Consider the following 16,171-nt stretch of genomic DNA (forward strand, 5'->3'; position numbering starts at 1 on the left):
CGCGCGGGCGGAGGCCGCCTCGCTCAGAGCACCCCGGGCAGCACCTCCTCTGAGAGTTGCGAGAACACCTGCTCCTGTTCGGCCTCGTATTCGGACCACGCGGCGGCGTCCCAGATCTCCAGGCGTGTGTTTGCGCCGATGACCACGCAATCGCGGTCCAGGCCCGCGTATTGGCGCAGGTGCGGCGGAACCGTGACCCTGCCCTGCTTGTCGCAGGACTCGTCGGACGCGCTGGCGAACAGGACACGGCTGAAGTCGCGGACCGCCTTGGCGGTGACCGGTGCGGAGCTCAGGGCTTCGGTGACGCGACTGAACTCGGCCGTCGGAAAGACGTAGAGGCAGCGCTCCTGGCCTTTCGTGATCACCAAACCCCCCGACAGTTCGTCGCGGTACTTCGCGGGAAGGAACAGCCGTCCCTTCTGGTCGAGGCGGGGCGTGTGGGTGCCGAGGAACACACGCTCACCCCCTCACCCCCTAAGTGGAGAATTCACCCTCTCCACGGTGCTCCACCTTACTCCACTCCTCCCCACCGTCAACAGCTTCAATCCGGATTCTCCAACCGAAGTTTCGACAAATACGCAGGTCAGAGCCGTGGAGCAAGAGTGGGGCAGCCGAGCACCCGCGTGCGTCGCACACCACACACTCACCATCCGCCGACGACCAGCGGGAACGGAGTGGCACCCGGCACCGGCAGCGCCGTGACCAGCCGCGGGCCGCCCGAGGGCGGAACATGCCCTCCAGTAGGCCCCTCGGGACCGGTTATCCACGTCCGTCCCACTATCAGGAACGGCTCCCCCACGATTGATCAGGAGAACAGTTCCCACCCTTTAAACACTTTGGTATCCGCCGGAATCATTCGGCGGCAGATTCCGGCACTTTGGTTTGCAATCGGTCTGATTGGCCCTAGCCTCGGATCGATACACCGGGGCATGACTTGAGCGGGAGGGGACTCGTGTCACTCGGCACACAGCACGACGGTCACGGGGGCGGCGTCCGGGAGGACATCGGCGCCGTGGTCTCCGTCGCCGAGCGCGTCCGCGGCGCGATCGAAACGGTCATCGAGGGCAAGCCCGACGTACTGCGCATCTCACTCACCGTTCTGCTCGCGGAGGGGCACCTCCTGATCGAGGACGTCCCCGGTGTGGGAAAGACCATGCTGGCCAAAGCCCTGGGCCGGGCCGTGGACTGCTCCGTGCAGCGTGTCCAGTTCACCCCGGACCTGCTGCCCAGCGACATCACCGGGGTCAGCGTCTACCACCAGGACCGCAACGAGTTCGAGTTCAACCCCGGACCGGTGTTCGCCAACATCGTGCTCGGCGACGAGATCAACCGCGCCTCACCCAAGACCCAGTCGGCCCTCTTGGAGTGCATGGAGGAGCGCCAAGTCAGCGCGGACGGGCAGACCCGGGCACTGGAACGCCCGTTCATGGTCGTGGCGACCCAGAACCCTGCCGACATGGAGGGCACCTACGCCCTGCCGGAGGCGCAGCGGGACCGGTTCATGGCCCGTGTCTCGGTCGGTTACCCCTCGCCCCAGGCCGAACTCGACATGATCGACAGCCACACCACCCAGTCGCCCCTGGACGCGCTGGCCCCCGTCACCAACGCCGCCGAGATCCGCGACCTGGTGGGGCGCGTCCACGGCATCCACATGGCACCGGGCATGCGCCGCTACGTCGTCGACCTGGTGAACTCCACCCGGACCGCACCCGAACTCAAACTGGGCGCCTCGCCCCGCGCCACCCTGCACCTGGTGCGGGCCGCACGCGCTCACGCCGCCCTGGAGGGGCGCCACTACGTCGTCCCCGACGACGTACAGGCCCTGGCCGTTCCCGTACTCGCCCACCGACTGCTCCCCGGCCCCGAAGCCCAGATGGAGCGGCTCAGCGCCGAGCAGATCGTGGCCAAACTGGTCGCCCGACTTCCCGTTCCCGGACCCCGCTGACCCGGAGCGTCCACACGACCCCCGAGAGAGGGCCCATGCGCCCGAAGCGAACCCTCACCGCCCGCGGCGGTCTCATGCTGTTCTTCGGAGCGGTCGCCCTCGTGTGCGGTTTCGTCGTCGGCCAGAGAGAGCTGGTCGGTGTGGGACTCCTCCTCGTCCTGGTGCCGCCGCTCTCGGCCCTGACCGTGTTCGGCGCGACCGGGCGCGTGGCACACAGCCGTGCCCTGCGGCCGGCCCGGGTTCCGGCCGGGACGGACACCCGGGTGCTGGTCCGGATCGGCAACACCTCCCCCACCTGGCCGGTCGCCTGGGTGCGCGTCGAGGACACGCTTCCCGTCCGGCTCGGCTACGAGCCGCGCTACACCGTGGGCCATCTGGCACCGCGCGCCGTCAGGGACGTCACCTACCTGGTACGCCCCGCGGTCCGGGGCCGCTACCCGGTGGGGCCGCTACGGGTGAGCGTGGTTGACCCCCTAGGCTGCGTGCGGGTAACCCGCCTGGTCGGTGCACCCACGCCGCTGCTCGTGACCCCGCCCGTCGTCCGGTTGGCCACCCTCGGAGCGGCCGACGGTTCACAGGGGGAGAACGCCCCGCGCCGCGCGGTCACCGGGGCCGGGGAACAGGACCCCATCCCCCGCGAGTACCGGTACGGCGACGAACTGCGGCGGGTGCACTGGCGGTCCACCGCCAAGCACGGCGAACTGATGGTGCGTCGGGACGAACAGCACTGGCGCGAGCACAGCACTCTGCTGTTGGACACCCGCGAGACCGCGCACACGGGCGTGGGCCCTTGGAGTTCGCTGGAGACCGGGGTGAGCGTGGCCGCCTCGATCGCGGTGAACATCCTCGACAGCGGACACGAACTGCGTTTCCACACCGAACGCGGACACCTGCACACCGAGAACGCGTCCGGGGTCCTGGACGGGCTCGCCACCGCCGAACCCTCCAAGGCCACCAATCTGACGGGCGGCATCAGCGCCCTGGAAGGGGCACGCGGGGCTTCGGCGAGCCTGGTGGTGGCGGTTCTCGGCGCGGTATCGGCGGAGGACGCCGCTGCGCTCTCCCGGGTGCGCGGGACCGGGACGCACGTGGCGGTCCTGTGTTCTCGGGCCGACTGGCCGGAGTCGGGGTCCGCACAGCGCATCGCCGAGCTGCTGACCGCCAACGGTTGGCGTGTGGTGACCGTGGCCGACCCCACCGAACTGCCCCCGCTGTGGCACCGGTCGATCTCCCCCCAAGGTGAGGGCGGCCCGGTCCATGCGGGGCACCGCTTCACCCGGGAGGGTTCGCGTTGAGAGCACTGATGCCCCTGGCCGCGCTCGTCTCGATGCTGGCGGCGCTGCCCCTGCTGGGCGGCTTGGTCCGCGGCGGCGACTGGTGGGTCCCGGCCGTCCTCCTCATGACGGCGGTCGCCGCCGTGTCCGCCCTGTACCGCGCGGGGGGCTGGAATCCCCTGCCCGTCCCCTTCCTGCAGCTGCTCACCGCCGCTCTGCTGTTCACACCGCTGTTCGCCCCGGGGACGGGATTCCTGGGCATCGTGCCCACCCCCGCCACGTTCGAACAGGCCTGGGAACTGTTCCAGCAGGGGGTGCACAGCATCGACACCAGTGCTCCCCCGGTTACGCCCTCCCATGGGCTGCAGATGATCATCACGCTGGTCTTCGTGGTGTTCGCGATGACCTCGGACTTCCTGGCGGTGACGGCCCGTTGCCCGGGGATGGTCGGCGGGCTGCTGCTGGCGCTGATCCTGGTCCCGCTTGCCGTGGACGGCACTGGCCTGACCTGGGTACAGGCCGGGGTCTGCGCCGCGGGCTTCCTGGCGCTACTGGCCGCTGACATGTGGGTCCGGAGCCGCGAGTGGGGCGCCCGGGTACCGGACGGACAGAGCCCCGCGGGGCGCTTCGCGTCAGGTGCCACCCGGCTCGGTATCGTGGTCACCGCCGCCTCCACGGCGATCGTGCTGGCCCTGTCGATCCCCCTGATGGTGCCTTCTCTGCACACCGACGCCTTCTACGCGATGGCCGACGGCAGCCAGCTCGGCACGGGAGACACGGTGACCACCCAGCACCCGCTGGTGTCACTCCGCCGCGACCTGGCCGCCTCCTCCGACCGGACCGTGCTGACCTACCGGACCGACGCCGAGGACCCGGAGTACCTGCGCACCTTCGTCCTCGACGAGTTCGATGGCGAGAACTGGACGATGACCCCCGTGTACACCGGCCGCGACTCCGGTATCGACAACGACTTCCCACTTCCCCCGGGATGGACCGAGGAGGCCGAGGACGCGGTCACCACGCGGGTGTCGCTGGACGCCGACTCGCCCCGCATGGACTTTCTGCCGATCCCCTACCCGGCCCGCTCGGTGGACATCTCCGGTGACTGGTACGTGGACCCCGAGACGCTGATGGTCTTCACCACCGGCACGCCCCAGACCGGGTTCAACTTCGCTGTGGAGTCCGCGGAGAACCAGCCCGATCCCGAGGCCCTAGACACAGCCGGTCCGCCCAGGTCCCTGAACGACGACCACCGGGACCTGCCCGGAGACCTGGACGAAAGGGTCCAGGAGCTCACGGACGCCGTGACGGAGGACGCCGAGTCGCCGTACGAGAGCGCGACCGCCATCCAGGACTTCTTCACCGACGGCTCCTTCACCTACGACCTCGACCCTCCCCCGGTCCCCTCCGGCGCCGATCCGCTGACGCACTTCCTGTTCGAAGACCGGGTCGGCTACTGCGAGCAGTACGCAGGAGCGATGGCGGTCATGGCCCGCCAGGCCGACATCCCCGCACGGGTCGCCGTGGGCTACACCGCGGGCGAGAACGTGGGCGACGACCGCTGGGCTGTATCGGTCGGCGACGCCCACGCCTGGCCCGAGCTCTACTTCGAGGGGTCCGGATGGGTGCGCTTCGAGCCCACACCCTCTTCGGCGGACGGGCAGGGGTCGGCTTCGGTGCCCGACTACAGCTCCACGAGCTCCGCACCCGATACCCCGCACGAGCCCGAACCCCAGGCGCCGGCCTCACCCGAGCCGACCGAGTCCCCCGAGGAAGAGCCCAGCCCCACGCCCGATGAGAGCGAGTCCCCGGAGGAGGAGTCGGGCGACGCAGCTGCCGGAAGTACCGGGGACGAGACCGGCGCGGCCTCCGTGCTGCCGTGGCTCCCGGTGTTGGGCGGCGTACTCGGCGCGCTGTTGTTGCTGGCCCTGCCAGCCCTCGCCCGTGTCCTGGTCCGCTGGTCCCGGAACCCCGCGTTGACCGCGGGCGGGGCCGCGGGCGCGCACACCGCCTGGCGGGAACTCCGTGACACATGCGTCGACCTGGGTGTGGAATGGGTGCTCACTGAGAGCCCGCGGGCGACCGCCGAACGGCTGAGTGCCCTGCGGCGCGACGGGGTCGCCCTGCCGGAAGAGTCCCGGGAGGCCCTGTGGCGGCTGGCGCTTGCCGAGGAATCGGCCCGGTACGCGCCCGCACCCGAGCATGACGGCCGCCTGGCGGACGATCTGGCGACGGCCCGGGCCGGGCTGGCCTCGGTAACCGCAGACGGTGCCCGGTGGCGGGCGCTCCTGCTGCCGCGTTCCCTGGCACCGTGGAACCGGCCGCGGATCGCGGGCGAGGCGGCCCCCGCCCTTCCCTAGGAAGAGTCCGCGGGGAGCGGCCGGACTCCCCGCGGTTCCCTGACTGGACGAGCCCCGCCCGGTCGGCACCCAGTGACGGAATTCACGGGCTGCGCCCGCGCAAGAGGAGGCTGTCAGGAACGGTGGCGGACCCACCTCACGGGCACAGGAAAACGGCGGGGCCCGCATACCGTCGGTGTGCGGGCCCCGCCGTCACAGAACACACGAACGCTCAAGGCGCTGGCCGTCCGGAGCCGGGGTGGGCGGAGTTACTGGTCCTCGCCCTGCTGGCGGCGGCGCCAGCGCTCCTCGAAGCGGTTCATCATCCCAGGGCGCTTTCCGCCCTTCTCCTTGCGCTTCTGTTTGGCCTCGGCCTCCTCGGCCTCGGCGGCCATCGCCGCCTCGGCCCCGCCGCCCGCGGCCTTGCGCCAGGCGTTGGCGCCCCACAGGAAGCAGGTGAGCATGAGGACGAATCCGAGGACGCTGATGGTCACCGGAAGCGCCAGGGACTCATCCGGGTTGCTCAGCAGCAGACCCAGGAGCAGCATTCCCATGCCGAGTACGAAGCCGACTCCGGCCTTGATGATCCAGCGCTTGTAATGGACCGCGGGGTTCGTCTGCCGAACTGTGTTCGCGAACTTCGGGTCCTCGGCATACAGCGCCCGCTCGATCTGGTCGAGCATGCGCTGCTCGTGTTCAGAGAGCGGCACGGCGCCTCCCTACTGCAGTCCCCGGTTGGGGTGACGGGTACTGATGAACAATCTCTTGGTCAGTGGTATGCCCAGAATACGGTGCACTAGCGCCTAGCGGAAAGAAAAGCTGCGTGTATACCTGACCCACTACGGTCACGATACCCTCGCCCTGTATCGGAAACACCGGCTTCCATGCCTCTCTCTCACCCTGACTCCGGTCCTACTCTGTACAACGCTCAGAGGGCCCCGGAAGTTGCCGCATCATACGTCGTTTTCGTCACGCTTGGCCAATACAGCCGACTGTATCGCGCCTGGACCGAAACGAGCTTTCACCCGGTCCATAACCCGCTCAACGTCCCGCCAACCCGTGTCCTCCTCCCCTAACGCCAACTGGTGGTGGGCCTGTTCCGCCGGGACCACACCCTCCACACGAACCCCCACCAGGCGCAGGGCCGAGCCCCGCAGGCCCGAAGCGGTGTAGAGGGCGCGTGCGACGGAACTGATGTCCCGAGCGACGTCGGTGGCCTCGGAGAGGGTCTTGGCCCGGGTGATGGTGGAGAAGTCGGCCTTGCGGAGCTTGATGCTCACCGTGCGCCCCACCTGTCCCGAGGCACGCATCCGGTACCCCACCTTTTCCGCCAGGCGCAGCAGCTCGCGGTCGATCTTGTCAGGATCGTCCACGTCCACGGCGAAGGTCTCCTCCGCGCCCACACTCTTGTCCGGGGTCTCGGGAACGACCAGGCTGGGGTCCTCGCCCCGGGCGAGCGCGGCCAGGCGCGTACCGGCCTTCTCACCGAGTTCCATCCGCAGCAGGTCGGTGTCGGCCCGCCCCAGGGCACCGACGGTGCGCAGGCCCAGTCGGACGAGCGAGCGTTCGGTCTTCTCACCGACCCCGGGCAGCGCGCCGATAGGTAGCGGGTCCAGGAAGCCGTGGACCCTCTCCGTAGGCACGAGCAGCAGTCCGTCGGGCTTGCAGTGGGTGGAACCGAGTTTGGCGACGAAGCGGGTGGCCGCGACCCCCACGGAGCAGGTGAGCCGCTGTTCCCGCCGAACCCGTTCGCGGATCATCGCGGCGATACGCGCGGGGCCGCCGAGGCGGCGGCGGGCACCGGACACGTCCAAGAAGGCCTCGTCCAGCGACAGCGGCTGGACCAGGGGCGTCACCGAACGCAGGATTTCCATGACCGCCTCGGAGGCCTGGCGGTAGGCGGCCCCGTCCGGCGGATAGACCAGGGCGTCCGGGCACAGGCGCATCGCCTGCGCCATGGGCATCGCCGAGTGCACACCGTGGTGACGGGCGACGTAGTCGGCGGAGGAGACCACACTGCGTGGACCGAGGCCGCCCACGATGACGGGACGGTCGCGTGCCTCAGGGTGGCGCAGCTGCTCCACGCTCGCGAAGAACGCGTCCATGTCCAAGTGCAGGATGTGGCAGTCGTGGTCCGGCCCGGAACCGTCCACGGGAAAGTCGGCACCCAGCGGTGCGATGCCGTCCGAGGTGACCATACCCCGGAGTGCGGCACCGCGTTCCAGCTGACGTCGGCTCATAGTGCCAGGTTATGCCCTTCCCCCGACTTCCCCGGCCCTGGCCCTGAGTCCGGCACCGGCCAAAAAGTGGCCCCAGAACCCGGGAAGGGTGGATCTAGGGCCGGGGGAAGGGTGGGCCTAGGGATTGAGCGCGATGGCGTGCAGCTGGGTGGCTATGCCAATGAGCTCGGGGTGGTCCGCGGCGGCCTTCTCCAGCTCCACCAGGTGCTGTCCGGCCTGGGCATCGGCCTCCCAAGCGTGTCCGGGCAGGACGTCGGCGAACACCCGCACCCCGCGAACGCTCTCCCCGGTCAGACCGGACTGGCCGATCAGTTCCAGGAGCTGCTGGCGGGTGAAGCGCCGCGGCATGGGGTCGGCCTCGCCCCAGCGGCCGTCGGCGTCGGAGAGCAGATGCTGCGCGTCGGTGATGTGCCCGGCAAGGGCCCGGTGCAGGGCCCCGGCGACCGCGTTGGTGACCACCAGGCTGACCGCGCCACCGGGACGGGTGATGCCGGCGACGTCGGCCAGCGCGGAAGCGGGGTCGTCGACGTATTCGAGCACGTTGTGCACCAACACCAGGTCGGCGCTGCCGACCGGGAAGAGCGAGGCCAGGTCCTGGGTCTCCCCCTGGACACCGCGCACCACGACACCGCTCTCGGCGGCACGGCGCTCCAAAGCGGCCAGGGAGTCCGGGTTGGGCTCCACGACGGTCACACGGTGACCGAGCTCGGCGAGCGGAACGGCGGCGCCACCGGTGCCCCCGCCGGCGTCGACGATCTCCACGGGCTCACCGTCGGAGAGGCGGGCCAGCAGCTGCGAGAGCGCGTCCCACACCACCGCGGTCCGCGCGGCGGTGGCCGCCCGCGCGGGTCCGGTCACACCGCTCGTCCCGTAACCGCCCGTCGCGGTCGCGGACGTGCCGCTCCTGTCAGTCACCTGCGTTCTCTCAATCATTAGTGCCCGAGTCCTGCCCGGGGCGGGACCACCCCGGCCTCGGTGCGAGGTCTCAGAGCGAGAGCGTCGACTTGTTCTCCATCAAGCGTGACAGAAGTCCGCTGATGAAGTTGGGCGACTCGTCGGTGGACAGCTCCTTGGCCACGCCGACCGCCTCTGCGATCGCCACACCGTCGGGGATGTCCTCGGCCCACAGCAGTTCGAAGGCGCCCATCCGGAGGATGTTGCGGTCGACGACCGGCATTCGTTCGAGGGTCCACCCGATGGCGTAGTCGCCCAGGAGCTCGTCGATCCGGTCACGCCGCTCGTCGACGGAACGCGCGAGCCGCTCGGTGAACTCGTTGATCGGCGGTTCGGGCTGGGCCAGCCGACGCTTGATGACGTCTTCCACCGAGGTTCCGCGCACCTCGGACTCGTAGAGGACCTCCACCGCGCGCCGACGGGCCTTGCGCCGTGCGCCACTCATCAGTTGACACGCCCGAGGTAGTCGCCCGTGCGGGTGTCGACCTTGACGCGCTCGCCAGTGGTGACGAACAGGGGCACCTGGATGGTGGCACCGGTCTGCACGGTGGCGGGCTTGGTACCGCCGGTGGAGCGGTCGCCCTGGACGCCGGGGTCGGTCTCGGTGATCTCCAGCTCGACGGCTGCGGGCATCTCGATGTAGAGCGGGTTGCCCTCGTAGGTGGCCACCGTGACCTTGGTGTTCTCCAGGAGGAAGCCCTTGGCGTCGCCGACCACGGCCTCGGGGACCGGGATCTGGTCGAAGGTCTGGTTGTCCATGAAGATGAAGGAGTCCCCGTCGTGGTACAGGTACTCCATGTCGCTGCGGTCGACGCTGGCGAACTCGACCTTGGCACCGGCGTTGAAGGTCTTGTCGACGATCTTGCCCGTAAGGACGTTCTTCAGCTTGGTACGGACGAACGCGCCGCCCTTGCCCGGCTTGACGTGCTGGAACTCCAGGACGTTCCAGAGAACGCCGTGATCGAGCCGCAGGGTCGTGCCGTTCTTGATGTCGTTCGTCGAGGCCACTTCGGTCGTCTCTCCCAGGGGTCTGACACGTCGGAGACCGGACTCGCCGGTCCGGTCGGTAGTCGATGGGGCGAGGCGCGGTCCCCATGGCGGCCGGTGTCTGTGTCCACCGGGCCCGGGCACTCCTCGCCTCTGACCAGTCTAGTGGGTTCCTGGGACTCAGGAACCGTCTACGACTGCCTGGTAAGCGGCGTCCAGTAGCTCAGGCGTCGGCCCGCTGAGGATCGCGGGCTTGGCCAGGCCGTCCAGGACCACGAAACGCAGGGTGGCGCCGCGGGCCTTCTTGTCTACGGCCATGGTGGTGCGCAGTTCGGCCCAGGCCTCCGCGGCGTAGCTGACCGGCAGCCCCACAGAGGTGAGCACGGAACGGTGCCGTCGTACCAGCGCATCGTCGATCCGCCCGTCCAGGCGGGCGAGCTCGGCCGCGAAGACCATGCCGATGGAGACGGCGTAGCCGTGCCGGAAGGTGTAGTTCTCGGCGCGTTCGATGGCGTGCCCGAGGGTGTGGCCGTAGTTGAGGATCTCGCGGCGGCCGCTCTCCTTGAGGTCGCCGGAGACGACGTCGGCCTTGACCCGGACGGCGCGTTCGATGAGCTCGCGCGTGTGCTTGCCCTCAGGGACGGTGGCGCCCTCGGGGTCTTCCTCGATGAGGTCGCAGATGACGGGGTCGTCGATGAAGCCCGCCTTGACGATCTCGGCCAGACCGCCGATGTAGTCGGCCTGGGGCAGGCTCGGCAGGGTGGCGAGGTCGCACAGCACCCCCGCCGGAGGGTGGAAGGCGCCGACCAGGTTCTTGCCCTCGGGTGTGTTGATGCCGGTCTTGCCGCCGACCGCGGCGTCCACCATGCCCAGCAGCGTGGTGGGCACCAGTACCGAACGCACCCCGCGCAGCCAGGTGGCGGCGACGAACCCGGCCAGGTCGGTGGCGGCACCGCCGCCCACCCCGACCACGGCGTCGCTGCGGGTGAAGTTGAAGCCGCCCAGTCGCGACCACAGGTCCGTGGCCACGGCGGCGGTCTTGGCGGCTTCGCCGTCGGGCACGGGCATGGGCCGGACACGGTAACCGGCGTCCTCCAGTGCGCCGGCCACGGGGCGGGCGATCTCGCCCAGGCCCTCGGGGTGGATCACGGCCACCTGCGCGGCGTCGCCGACGAGGGAGGGCAGTTCGGAGAGGACGCCGCTGCCGACCACCACGTCGTAGCGTCCGGTGTGGTCCCCCACACCGATCCGGGTCGCGGTCACTACTTGGCCTTTCCGGTGGGCTGGGAGCTCTCGGGGAGGGAGGACACGATGGTGTCGACGATCTCCTCGGGGTGGTATTCCGTCGTGGGCACGGTCACCGTTGCGAGGCCCTCGTAGATGGGAAGCCGCTCGTTGAGGAGCTTGCGCAGCTGAGTGCGGGGGTTCCCGGAGAGCAGGGGGCGGGCGACGTCCATGCCCACCCGTTTGGCGGCCTCGCCGAAGTCCACCTGTAGGTAGACCACGTGGTGTTCGGAGAGGTCCTTCCGGGTGTCCTCGTTGAGGACCGCGCCGCCGCCGACCGCGATGACGCCCTCCCAAGCGCGCAGGCCTTCCGCGACGACCTCGCGCTCCAGCGCGCGGAATCGTTCCTCGCCGTCCTGGACGAAGATGTCACTGATGGGCCTGCCCGCACGCTTCTCGATCTCGGTGTCGGTGCACAACAGGTCCGCGTCGAGGCGGCGGGCCAGTGCCTCGCCGACGGTGGACTTGCCCGATCCGGGCGAACCGATGAGCACCGCGATCGCTCTTGCCACGCTCTGCCTACCTCTGGGGGTGCCGCTCCCCGCGAGCGCGAGGAGGAGAATCTGTGCCGTGTGCCCTCCTGTCTAGCAGAAACAGCACCCTCCAAGAGCGCTGGCCCGCCCTCCGGGGGAAGGGCGGGCCAGGATGAAGGGATCTAGCGGATCGTCAGCGAGTCCAGGTATCCCTGGAGGTTACGGGCGGTCTCTGGAACCGAGTCGCCACCGAACTTCTCGATGGCGGCCTCGGCGATGACCAGCGCGATCATGGCCTCGGCCACCACGCCGGAGGCGGGGACCGCGGTGACGTCGCTGCGCTGGTGGTGGGCCTTGGTGGGCTCGCCGGTCTCGGTGTCGACGGTGTCCAGCGCCTTGGGCACCGTGGCGATGGGCTTCATCGCGGCGCGCACGCGCAGCGGATCGCCGGTGGACATGCCGCCCTCGACACCGCCCGCGCGGTTGGTGCGGCGGCGCACGCCGTCGGCCCCGGGCTCGATCTCGTCGTGGGCCGCGGAACCCCGGCGGGCAGCCGTGCGGAAGCCGTCGCCGACCTCGACGCCCTTGATGGCCTGGATGCTCATGAGGGCCCCGGCCAGGCGGGAGTCCAGGCGGCGGTCCCAGTGCACGTGGCTGCCCAGGCCCGGCGGCAGGTCGTAGGCGAGCACCTCGACGACGCCGCCCAAGGTGTCCCCGGACTTCTTGGTGTCGTCGACCTCCTCGACCATGCGTGCGCTGGTCTCGGCGTCGAAGCAGCGCAGCGGGTCCTCGTCGATCGCGGCGAGGTCCTCGGGACGCGGTTCGGGGGCGTTCTCGGGAACAGCGACGGGACCCATGGAGACCACGTGGCTGAGGATCTCGATGCCGAGCGCCTGGCGGCAGAACTGCCGGGCGACCTCGCCGACGGCGACGCGTGCCGCGGTCTCACGGGCGCTGGCGCGCTCCAGGATCGGGCGGGACTCGTCGTGCCCGTACTTCTGCATACCGACCAGGTCGGCGTGGCCGGGGCGGGGCCGGGTGAGCGGCGCGTTGCGCGCCACACCGTCCAGTTCCTCGGCGGGAACCGGGTCGGGCGACATCACCTTCTCCCATTTGGGCCACTCGGTGTTTCCGACCTCGATCGCGACCGGACCACCCTGGGTGATGCCGTGCCGGATGCCTCCGATGACGGAGACCTGGTCCTTCTCGAACTTCATCCGGGCGCCCCGACCGTACCCGGCGCGGCGGCGGAGCAGTGCGGCGGCGATGTCGTCAGAGGTGACGGACACACCGGCCGGAAGGCCCTCCAGAATCGCGACGAGTGCAGGTCCGTGGGACTCCCCCGCGGTCAGCCAACGCAACATGTGCACGATCCTCCCACGGATCGTGTGCTGGGGCGGCCACCGGGATCAGGGTTGGGGCGCCAAGGGCTGACCGGCGAGGAGGGTGAGGAAGGTGGCGGCGAGCATGAAGGGTCCCAAGGGGAGGGGTTCTGCCCGGGTGATCCGGCGCAGGGCCATGAGCGCCAGCCCCAGCAGGGAGAAGGCCGCGAAGGCCCAGAACGCCGCGACGAGGGCGCCGACCGGTCCGGCGGCCCAGCCCGCGTAGAGGCCGGTGAGCCCGGAGAGCTTGACGTCGCCGAAGCCGAGCCCGCCTGGCCGGATCCGCCACAGCGACCAGTAGAGAACCGTGATGAGCGCCATGCCGACCAGGGCCTGGGCACCGCGCTCGAGGTCGGGCCCGGAGGGCGGAAGGAGGACCGCCGCGGCCAGGAGGAGGGCGGCGACGGGGTAGGCCGGGGCCACGATGACGTCGGGCAGGCGCATGACCCTGAGGTCGATGACGGACAGGGGCGTGCCGATCGCGACGAACCAGAGCACGGCCAGCAGACCGAACGCCGACCAGTCGAGCAGGTGCCACGGGAGGAGGGCGCCGACCGCCGCGAACAGCAGGGCGGTGCTGACCACGACCGCGGGGTGGGGGCGGACGAACTGTTCGCAGTGGGGGCAGGCACCGCGCTGGCGGAAGGGGCGGGCGGCCACGTACGGCAGGGCTCGCACGAAGGCGAGTTCGGCGCGGCAGTACGGGCAGCACGGCGGCGGCGGACCGTCGTCGTCCTCTTCGAGGGAGGGGCCCGGGTCAGCGGGGCGGGCGGGCTGGTCGGCGGAGGGCGCGGTGTCTGAGGGTTGGTCGCCGGGTGGGGGTTCCGCTGGTGTGCCGGATACGCCTTCCCTCTCCTCGGGGGTCCCTGTGATGCTCTCCTGACCTGGGGCGGCCCCTCCCCCCGGGTTTCGGTGCGGCACCGGGGCGGCACTCGTCACGGCTGGCGGGCAGGCCGGGCCGAAGAGGTGCACGAGGCGCCCGGTGCCACGGCCGACTACCACCCCGAGCACACCGAGGGCGGCGGCCGCGAGGACCGCCCACGGCAGCAACGGGGTCAGTGAGAGCGCCAAGGGGGTGGGCATGTTGGGAAGTTACCTGTTGGGAGCGCTCCGCGACAGGGCCCGGCGGCCCCTGTGGACAACCCGGGCAGCCCGAGCCGCCCGGGGTTACTTGTCGTCGCGCTGGGCCCGCACGACGGCGCTGAGCTCGACCCCGCCGGGTAGCACGTGCTGGAGTTCGGTGCCGAGCCGCTCGGCCACACGGCGCAGCGACTCGTCGTCGCGTTCGTCCAACTCGAGGCGGATCCCGATGTCGCCGCGCTCCGACGAGTGGATACGCACGCGCTCGATCCCGAACTCGGCGTGGGTCACCCGGTAGATGAGCGCCAGGACCTGGGGGTCGTCCTTGGGTTCGGGCACGGTGCCCTGTTCGGCGAGCATCGTCAGGAAACGGCCCTGGATGGTATGCGGCACCGGGCCGGACACGTCGATGACCAGGGCGTCCGCGCTCTCCTCGAGCGTGGCCTGGCAGGCGTCCTTTGTGGTGAAGGGTACGGGGCGGGCGTCCGAGCGCCAGCGCCGGACCGCGTCCACCGAGGTGAAGGCGAGCACCCCCCGCCGACCGTCCTTGCCGGTCATGATGGGGATGGCCACTTCGCTGTTCTTGTCCTTGGTGAGCCCGCCCGCGCCCTCCTCGGTCTCAGTGGCGACGGAGACCACCGGGATGAGGACACGGGACTCGCTGAGAGCGGCCAGGACCTGGCGATCGCCGATCTTGCCCGCCGCGTGGTCCCGCAGGCGCGCCTCGACTTCCGGATCGGCGCTGCCGTCGTCGTCGCGGAAGTTCTGGGCGCCGATGATGGATGGTCTGCTCACGGGCCCCGACTCTACCTGGGCGGCCCGCCTCTTTCGCTTCGCCGACAGAACCATGTCCCACTCCCCTTCCCCGACCGCGCGTGGTCGGCGTCCGCTCCCCTGGGTGCGCGTTCGGGGTGCGCCGTGCTCCGGACTCCAGCTTCACAGGCGGGTGCCGTAAGGGCCAGCGGTTTGGGCAAGAAGGAGACCGAATGGCCCGAACCGGCCGCGGCCTCCGAACCGGCGCCGGGCTTCCGACCGCTTGCGGGCGCCCTCCAGGACGGCTACTTCAGATCGGGGCCCTCCAGCGCCTCGATGATCCCCCGCAGCTGGGTGAGCTGCTCCGCGCTGAGGCGGTCGAACACCAGGGAACGCACCCGCGCGGCATGGCCGGGCGCCGCCTGTTCGAGGAACACCGCGCCCTTGTCGGTGAGGACGGCCCACAGGCCGCGCCGGTCGTCGGCGCACTCCTCTCGGCGCACGTGGCCGTTGCGTTCGAGCCGGGCGATCTGGTGGGACAGGCGGCTTCTGGAAACGATGACCGCGTCGGCGAGCCCGCGCATGCGCATCCGGCACTCAGGCGCCTCGGAGAGGTGGGCGAGGATGCCGTACTCGATGAGCGAGAGTCCGTTGCGGGCGCGCAGGTCGCGTTCGAGTTCGTCGTAGATCCAAGTGTTCGTACGCAGGTAGCCGCGCCAGACATCCTGTTCCACGGGCTCCAGCCAGGCCTTCTCCATGGCCCGATTCTAGCGGTGGGTGCTTGCTTCCCCGGACCCGAACACCTAGACTCCTTCCTAGGAAGATACTTCCAAGGTACTTTGTTGCTAGGCAGAGAATTGGCCCGACTCCAACGGGCCACCAACACGCAGGGAGATAGACATGGCCGCTCAGGAGCTCAAGCCCGGCACCTGGAAGATTGACGGCGCCCACAGCATCGTCGGCTTCTCCGTCCGCCACATGATGGTGAGCAAGGTTCGAGGCCGTTTCGAGAAGTTCGACGCCACGCTGACCGTTCCCGAGGACCCCTCCAAGACCTCCGTCGAAGCCACCATCGACGCCAGCTCCATCAACACGGACAACAGCGACCGCGACAACCACATCCGGTCCGCGGACTTCTTCTCGACCGACCAGTTCCCCGAGTTCGCCTTCCGCTCCACGGGCATCGAGGCCAAGGGGGAGGACTACGTCCTCAAGGGCGACCTGACCATCAAGAAGAACACCCACCCGGTCGAGCTCTCCCTCGAGTTCAACGGCTCCACCGTCGACCCCTGGGGCCTGGACCGCGCCGGCTTCGCCGCCTCGACCACCATCAGCCGCAAGGAGTTCGGCGTGGACATCGAGATGCCGATGGACGGCGGCGGCGTGGTCGTGGGCGACCGGATCAGCATCGAGATCGACGCGGAGTTCACCCGCGAGGCCTGAGCCCTGCCCGTTCACCC

General features: G+C 70.0%; 16 protein-coding genes. 4 read left to right on the plus strand and 12 right to left on the minus strand.

Going from position 1 to position 16,171, the window contains the following annotated elements; all coding sequences use genetic code 11:
- Window positions 1–23: 23 nt before the first annotated feature.
- Entirely contained in the window at window positions 24–455 is a 432-nt protein-coding gene (gene mraZ, locus ACYVD1_RS07780) for a division/cell wall cluster transcriptional repressor MraZ (protein WP_460748175.1), read from the minus strand.
- 497 nt (window positions 456–952) lie between these two features.
- On the opposite strand from mraZ, the gene ACYVD1_RS07785 reads away from it, so the two are divergent.
- From ACYVD1_RS07785 to ACYVD1_RS07795, 3 genes are read left to right on the plus strand one after another with little or no spacing between them, the layout of a single operon-like run.
- Entirely contained in the window at window positions 953–1,945 is a 993-nt protein-coding gene (locus ACYVD1_RS07785; protein ID WP_460748173.1) for an AAA family ATPase, read from the plus strand.
- Between the two features lie 35 nt (window positions 1,946–1,980).
- A complete protein-coding gene (locus ACYVD1_RS07790; RefSeq protein WP_460769619.1) occupies window positions 1,981–3,240 on the plus strand; it encodes a DUF58 domain-containing protein in 1,260 nt (419 codons plus the stop codon).
- Window positions 3,241–3,248: 8 nt separating this feature from the next.
- Window positions 3,249–5,579 carry a transglutaminase family protein gene (locus ACYVD1_RS07795; protein WP_460769684.1) on the plus strand — a complete coding sequence of 777 codons (2,331 nt, stop codon included), beginning with the start codon at window positions 3,249–3,251 and terminating at the stop codon, window positions 5,577–5,579.
- Between the two features lie 248 nt (window positions 5,580–5,827).
- Here ACYVD1_RS07795 and ACYVD1_RS07800 read toward each other — a convergent pair whose 3' ends face one another.
- The 11 genes from ACYVD1_RS07800 to ACYVD1_RS07850 form a co-directional block, all read right to left on the minus strand.
- On the minus strand, window positions 5,828–6,268 hold the full coding sequence (locus ACYVD1_RS07800; RefSeq protein WP_460769621.1) for a DUF3040 domain-containing protein: 441 nt from the start codon (window positions 6,266–6,268) through the stop codon (window positions 5,828–5,830).
- A 243-nt stretch (window positions 6,269–6,511) separates the two neighbouring features.
- Window positions 6,512–7,798 (minus strand): DNA polymerase IV, encoded by a 1,287-nt coding sequence (gene dinB / locus ACYVD1_RS07805; protein ID WP_460769623.1) that lies wholly within the window; start codon window positions 7,796–7,798, stop codon window positions 6,512–6,514.
- 117 nt (window positions 7,799–7,915) lie between these two features.
- Window positions 7,916–8,713 carry a methyltransferase domain-containing protein gene (locus tag ACYVD1_RS07810; RefSeq protein WP_460769625.1) on the minus strand — a complete coding sequence of 266 codons (798 nt, stop codon included), beginning with the start codon at window positions 8,711–8,713 and terminating at the stop codon, window positions 7,916–7,918.
- Window positions 8,714–8,783: 70 nt separating this feature from the next.
- Window positions 8,784–9,197 carry a transcription antitermination factor NusB gene (gene nusB, locus ACYVD1_RS07815; protein ID WP_460769626.1) on the minus strand — a complete coding sequence of 138 codons (414 nt, stop codon included), beginning with the start codon at window positions 9,195–9,197 and terminating at the stop codon, window positions 8,784–8,786.
- Entirely contained in the window at window positions 9,197–9,760 is a 564-nt protein-coding gene (efp, locus tag ACYVD1_RS07820) for an elongation factor P (RefSeq protein WP_460748152.1), read from the minus strand. The genes nusB and efp overlap by 1 nt, the downstream gene beginning before the upstream one ends.
- Before the next feature lie 159 nt (window positions 9,761–9,919).
- Window positions 9,920–11,002: a 3-dehydroquinate synthase gene (gene aroB, locus ACYVD1_RS07825; RefSeq protein WP_460769627.1), complete on the minus strand. Its 1,083-nt coding sequence runs from the start codon at window positions 11,000–11,002 to the stop codon at window positions 9,920–9,922.
- Window positions 11,002–11,517 carry a shikimate kinase gene (locus ACYVD1_RS07830; protein ID WP_460769686.1) on the minus strand — a complete coding sequence of 172 codons (516 nt, stop codon included), beginning with the start codon at window positions 11,515–11,517 and terminating at the stop codon, window positions 11,002–11,004. Before ACYVD1_RS07830 ends, aroB begins: the two co-directional genes overlap by 1 nt.
- A gap of 161 nt (window positions 11,518–11,678) precedes the next feature.
- Complete coding sequence (gene aroC / locus ACYVD1_RS07835; RefSeq protein ID WP_460769629.1) at window positions 11,679–12,860, minus strand: chorismate synthase; 1,182 nt, start codon at window positions 12,858–12,860, stop codon at window positions 11,679–11,681.
- Between the two features lie 45 nt (window positions 12,861–12,905).
- A complete protein-coding gene (locus tag ACYVD1_RS07840; RefSeq protein ID WP_460769630.1) occupies window positions 12,906–13,961 on the minus strand; it encodes a prepilin peptidase in 1,056 nt (351 codons plus the stop codon).
- A gap of 84 nt (window positions 13,962–14,045) precedes the next feature.
- Window positions 14,046–14,753, minus strand: coding sequence for an SseB family protein (locus ACYVD1_RS07845; RefSeq protein ID WP_460769632.1), 708 nt, complete (start codon window positions 14,751–14,753; stop codon window positions 14,046–14,048).
- A 263-nt stretch (window positions 14,754–15,016) separates the two neighbouring features.
- The gene (locus ACYVD1_RS07850; protein WP_460769634.1) at window positions 15,017–15,469 is read right to left on the minus strand and encodes a MarR family winged helix-turn-helix transcriptional regulator; all 453 of its coding nucleotides are present in this window, start codon (window positions 15,467–15,469) and stop codon (window positions 15,017–15,019) included.
- A gap of 142 nt (window positions 15,470–15,611) precedes the next feature.
- Here ACYVD1_RS07850 and ACYVD1_RS07855 point away from each other — a divergent pair, with 142 nt between their 5' ends.
- Window positions 15,612–16,154, plus strand: a complete 543-nt coding sequence (locus ACYVD1_RS07855; RefSeq protein ID WP_460769637.1) for a YceI family protein — start codon at window positions 15,612–15,614, stop codon at window positions 16,152–16,154.
- Window positions 16,155–16,171: the final 17 nt, after the last annotated feature.

This window comes from Nocardiopsis nanhaiensis (genome assembly GCF_054778635.1).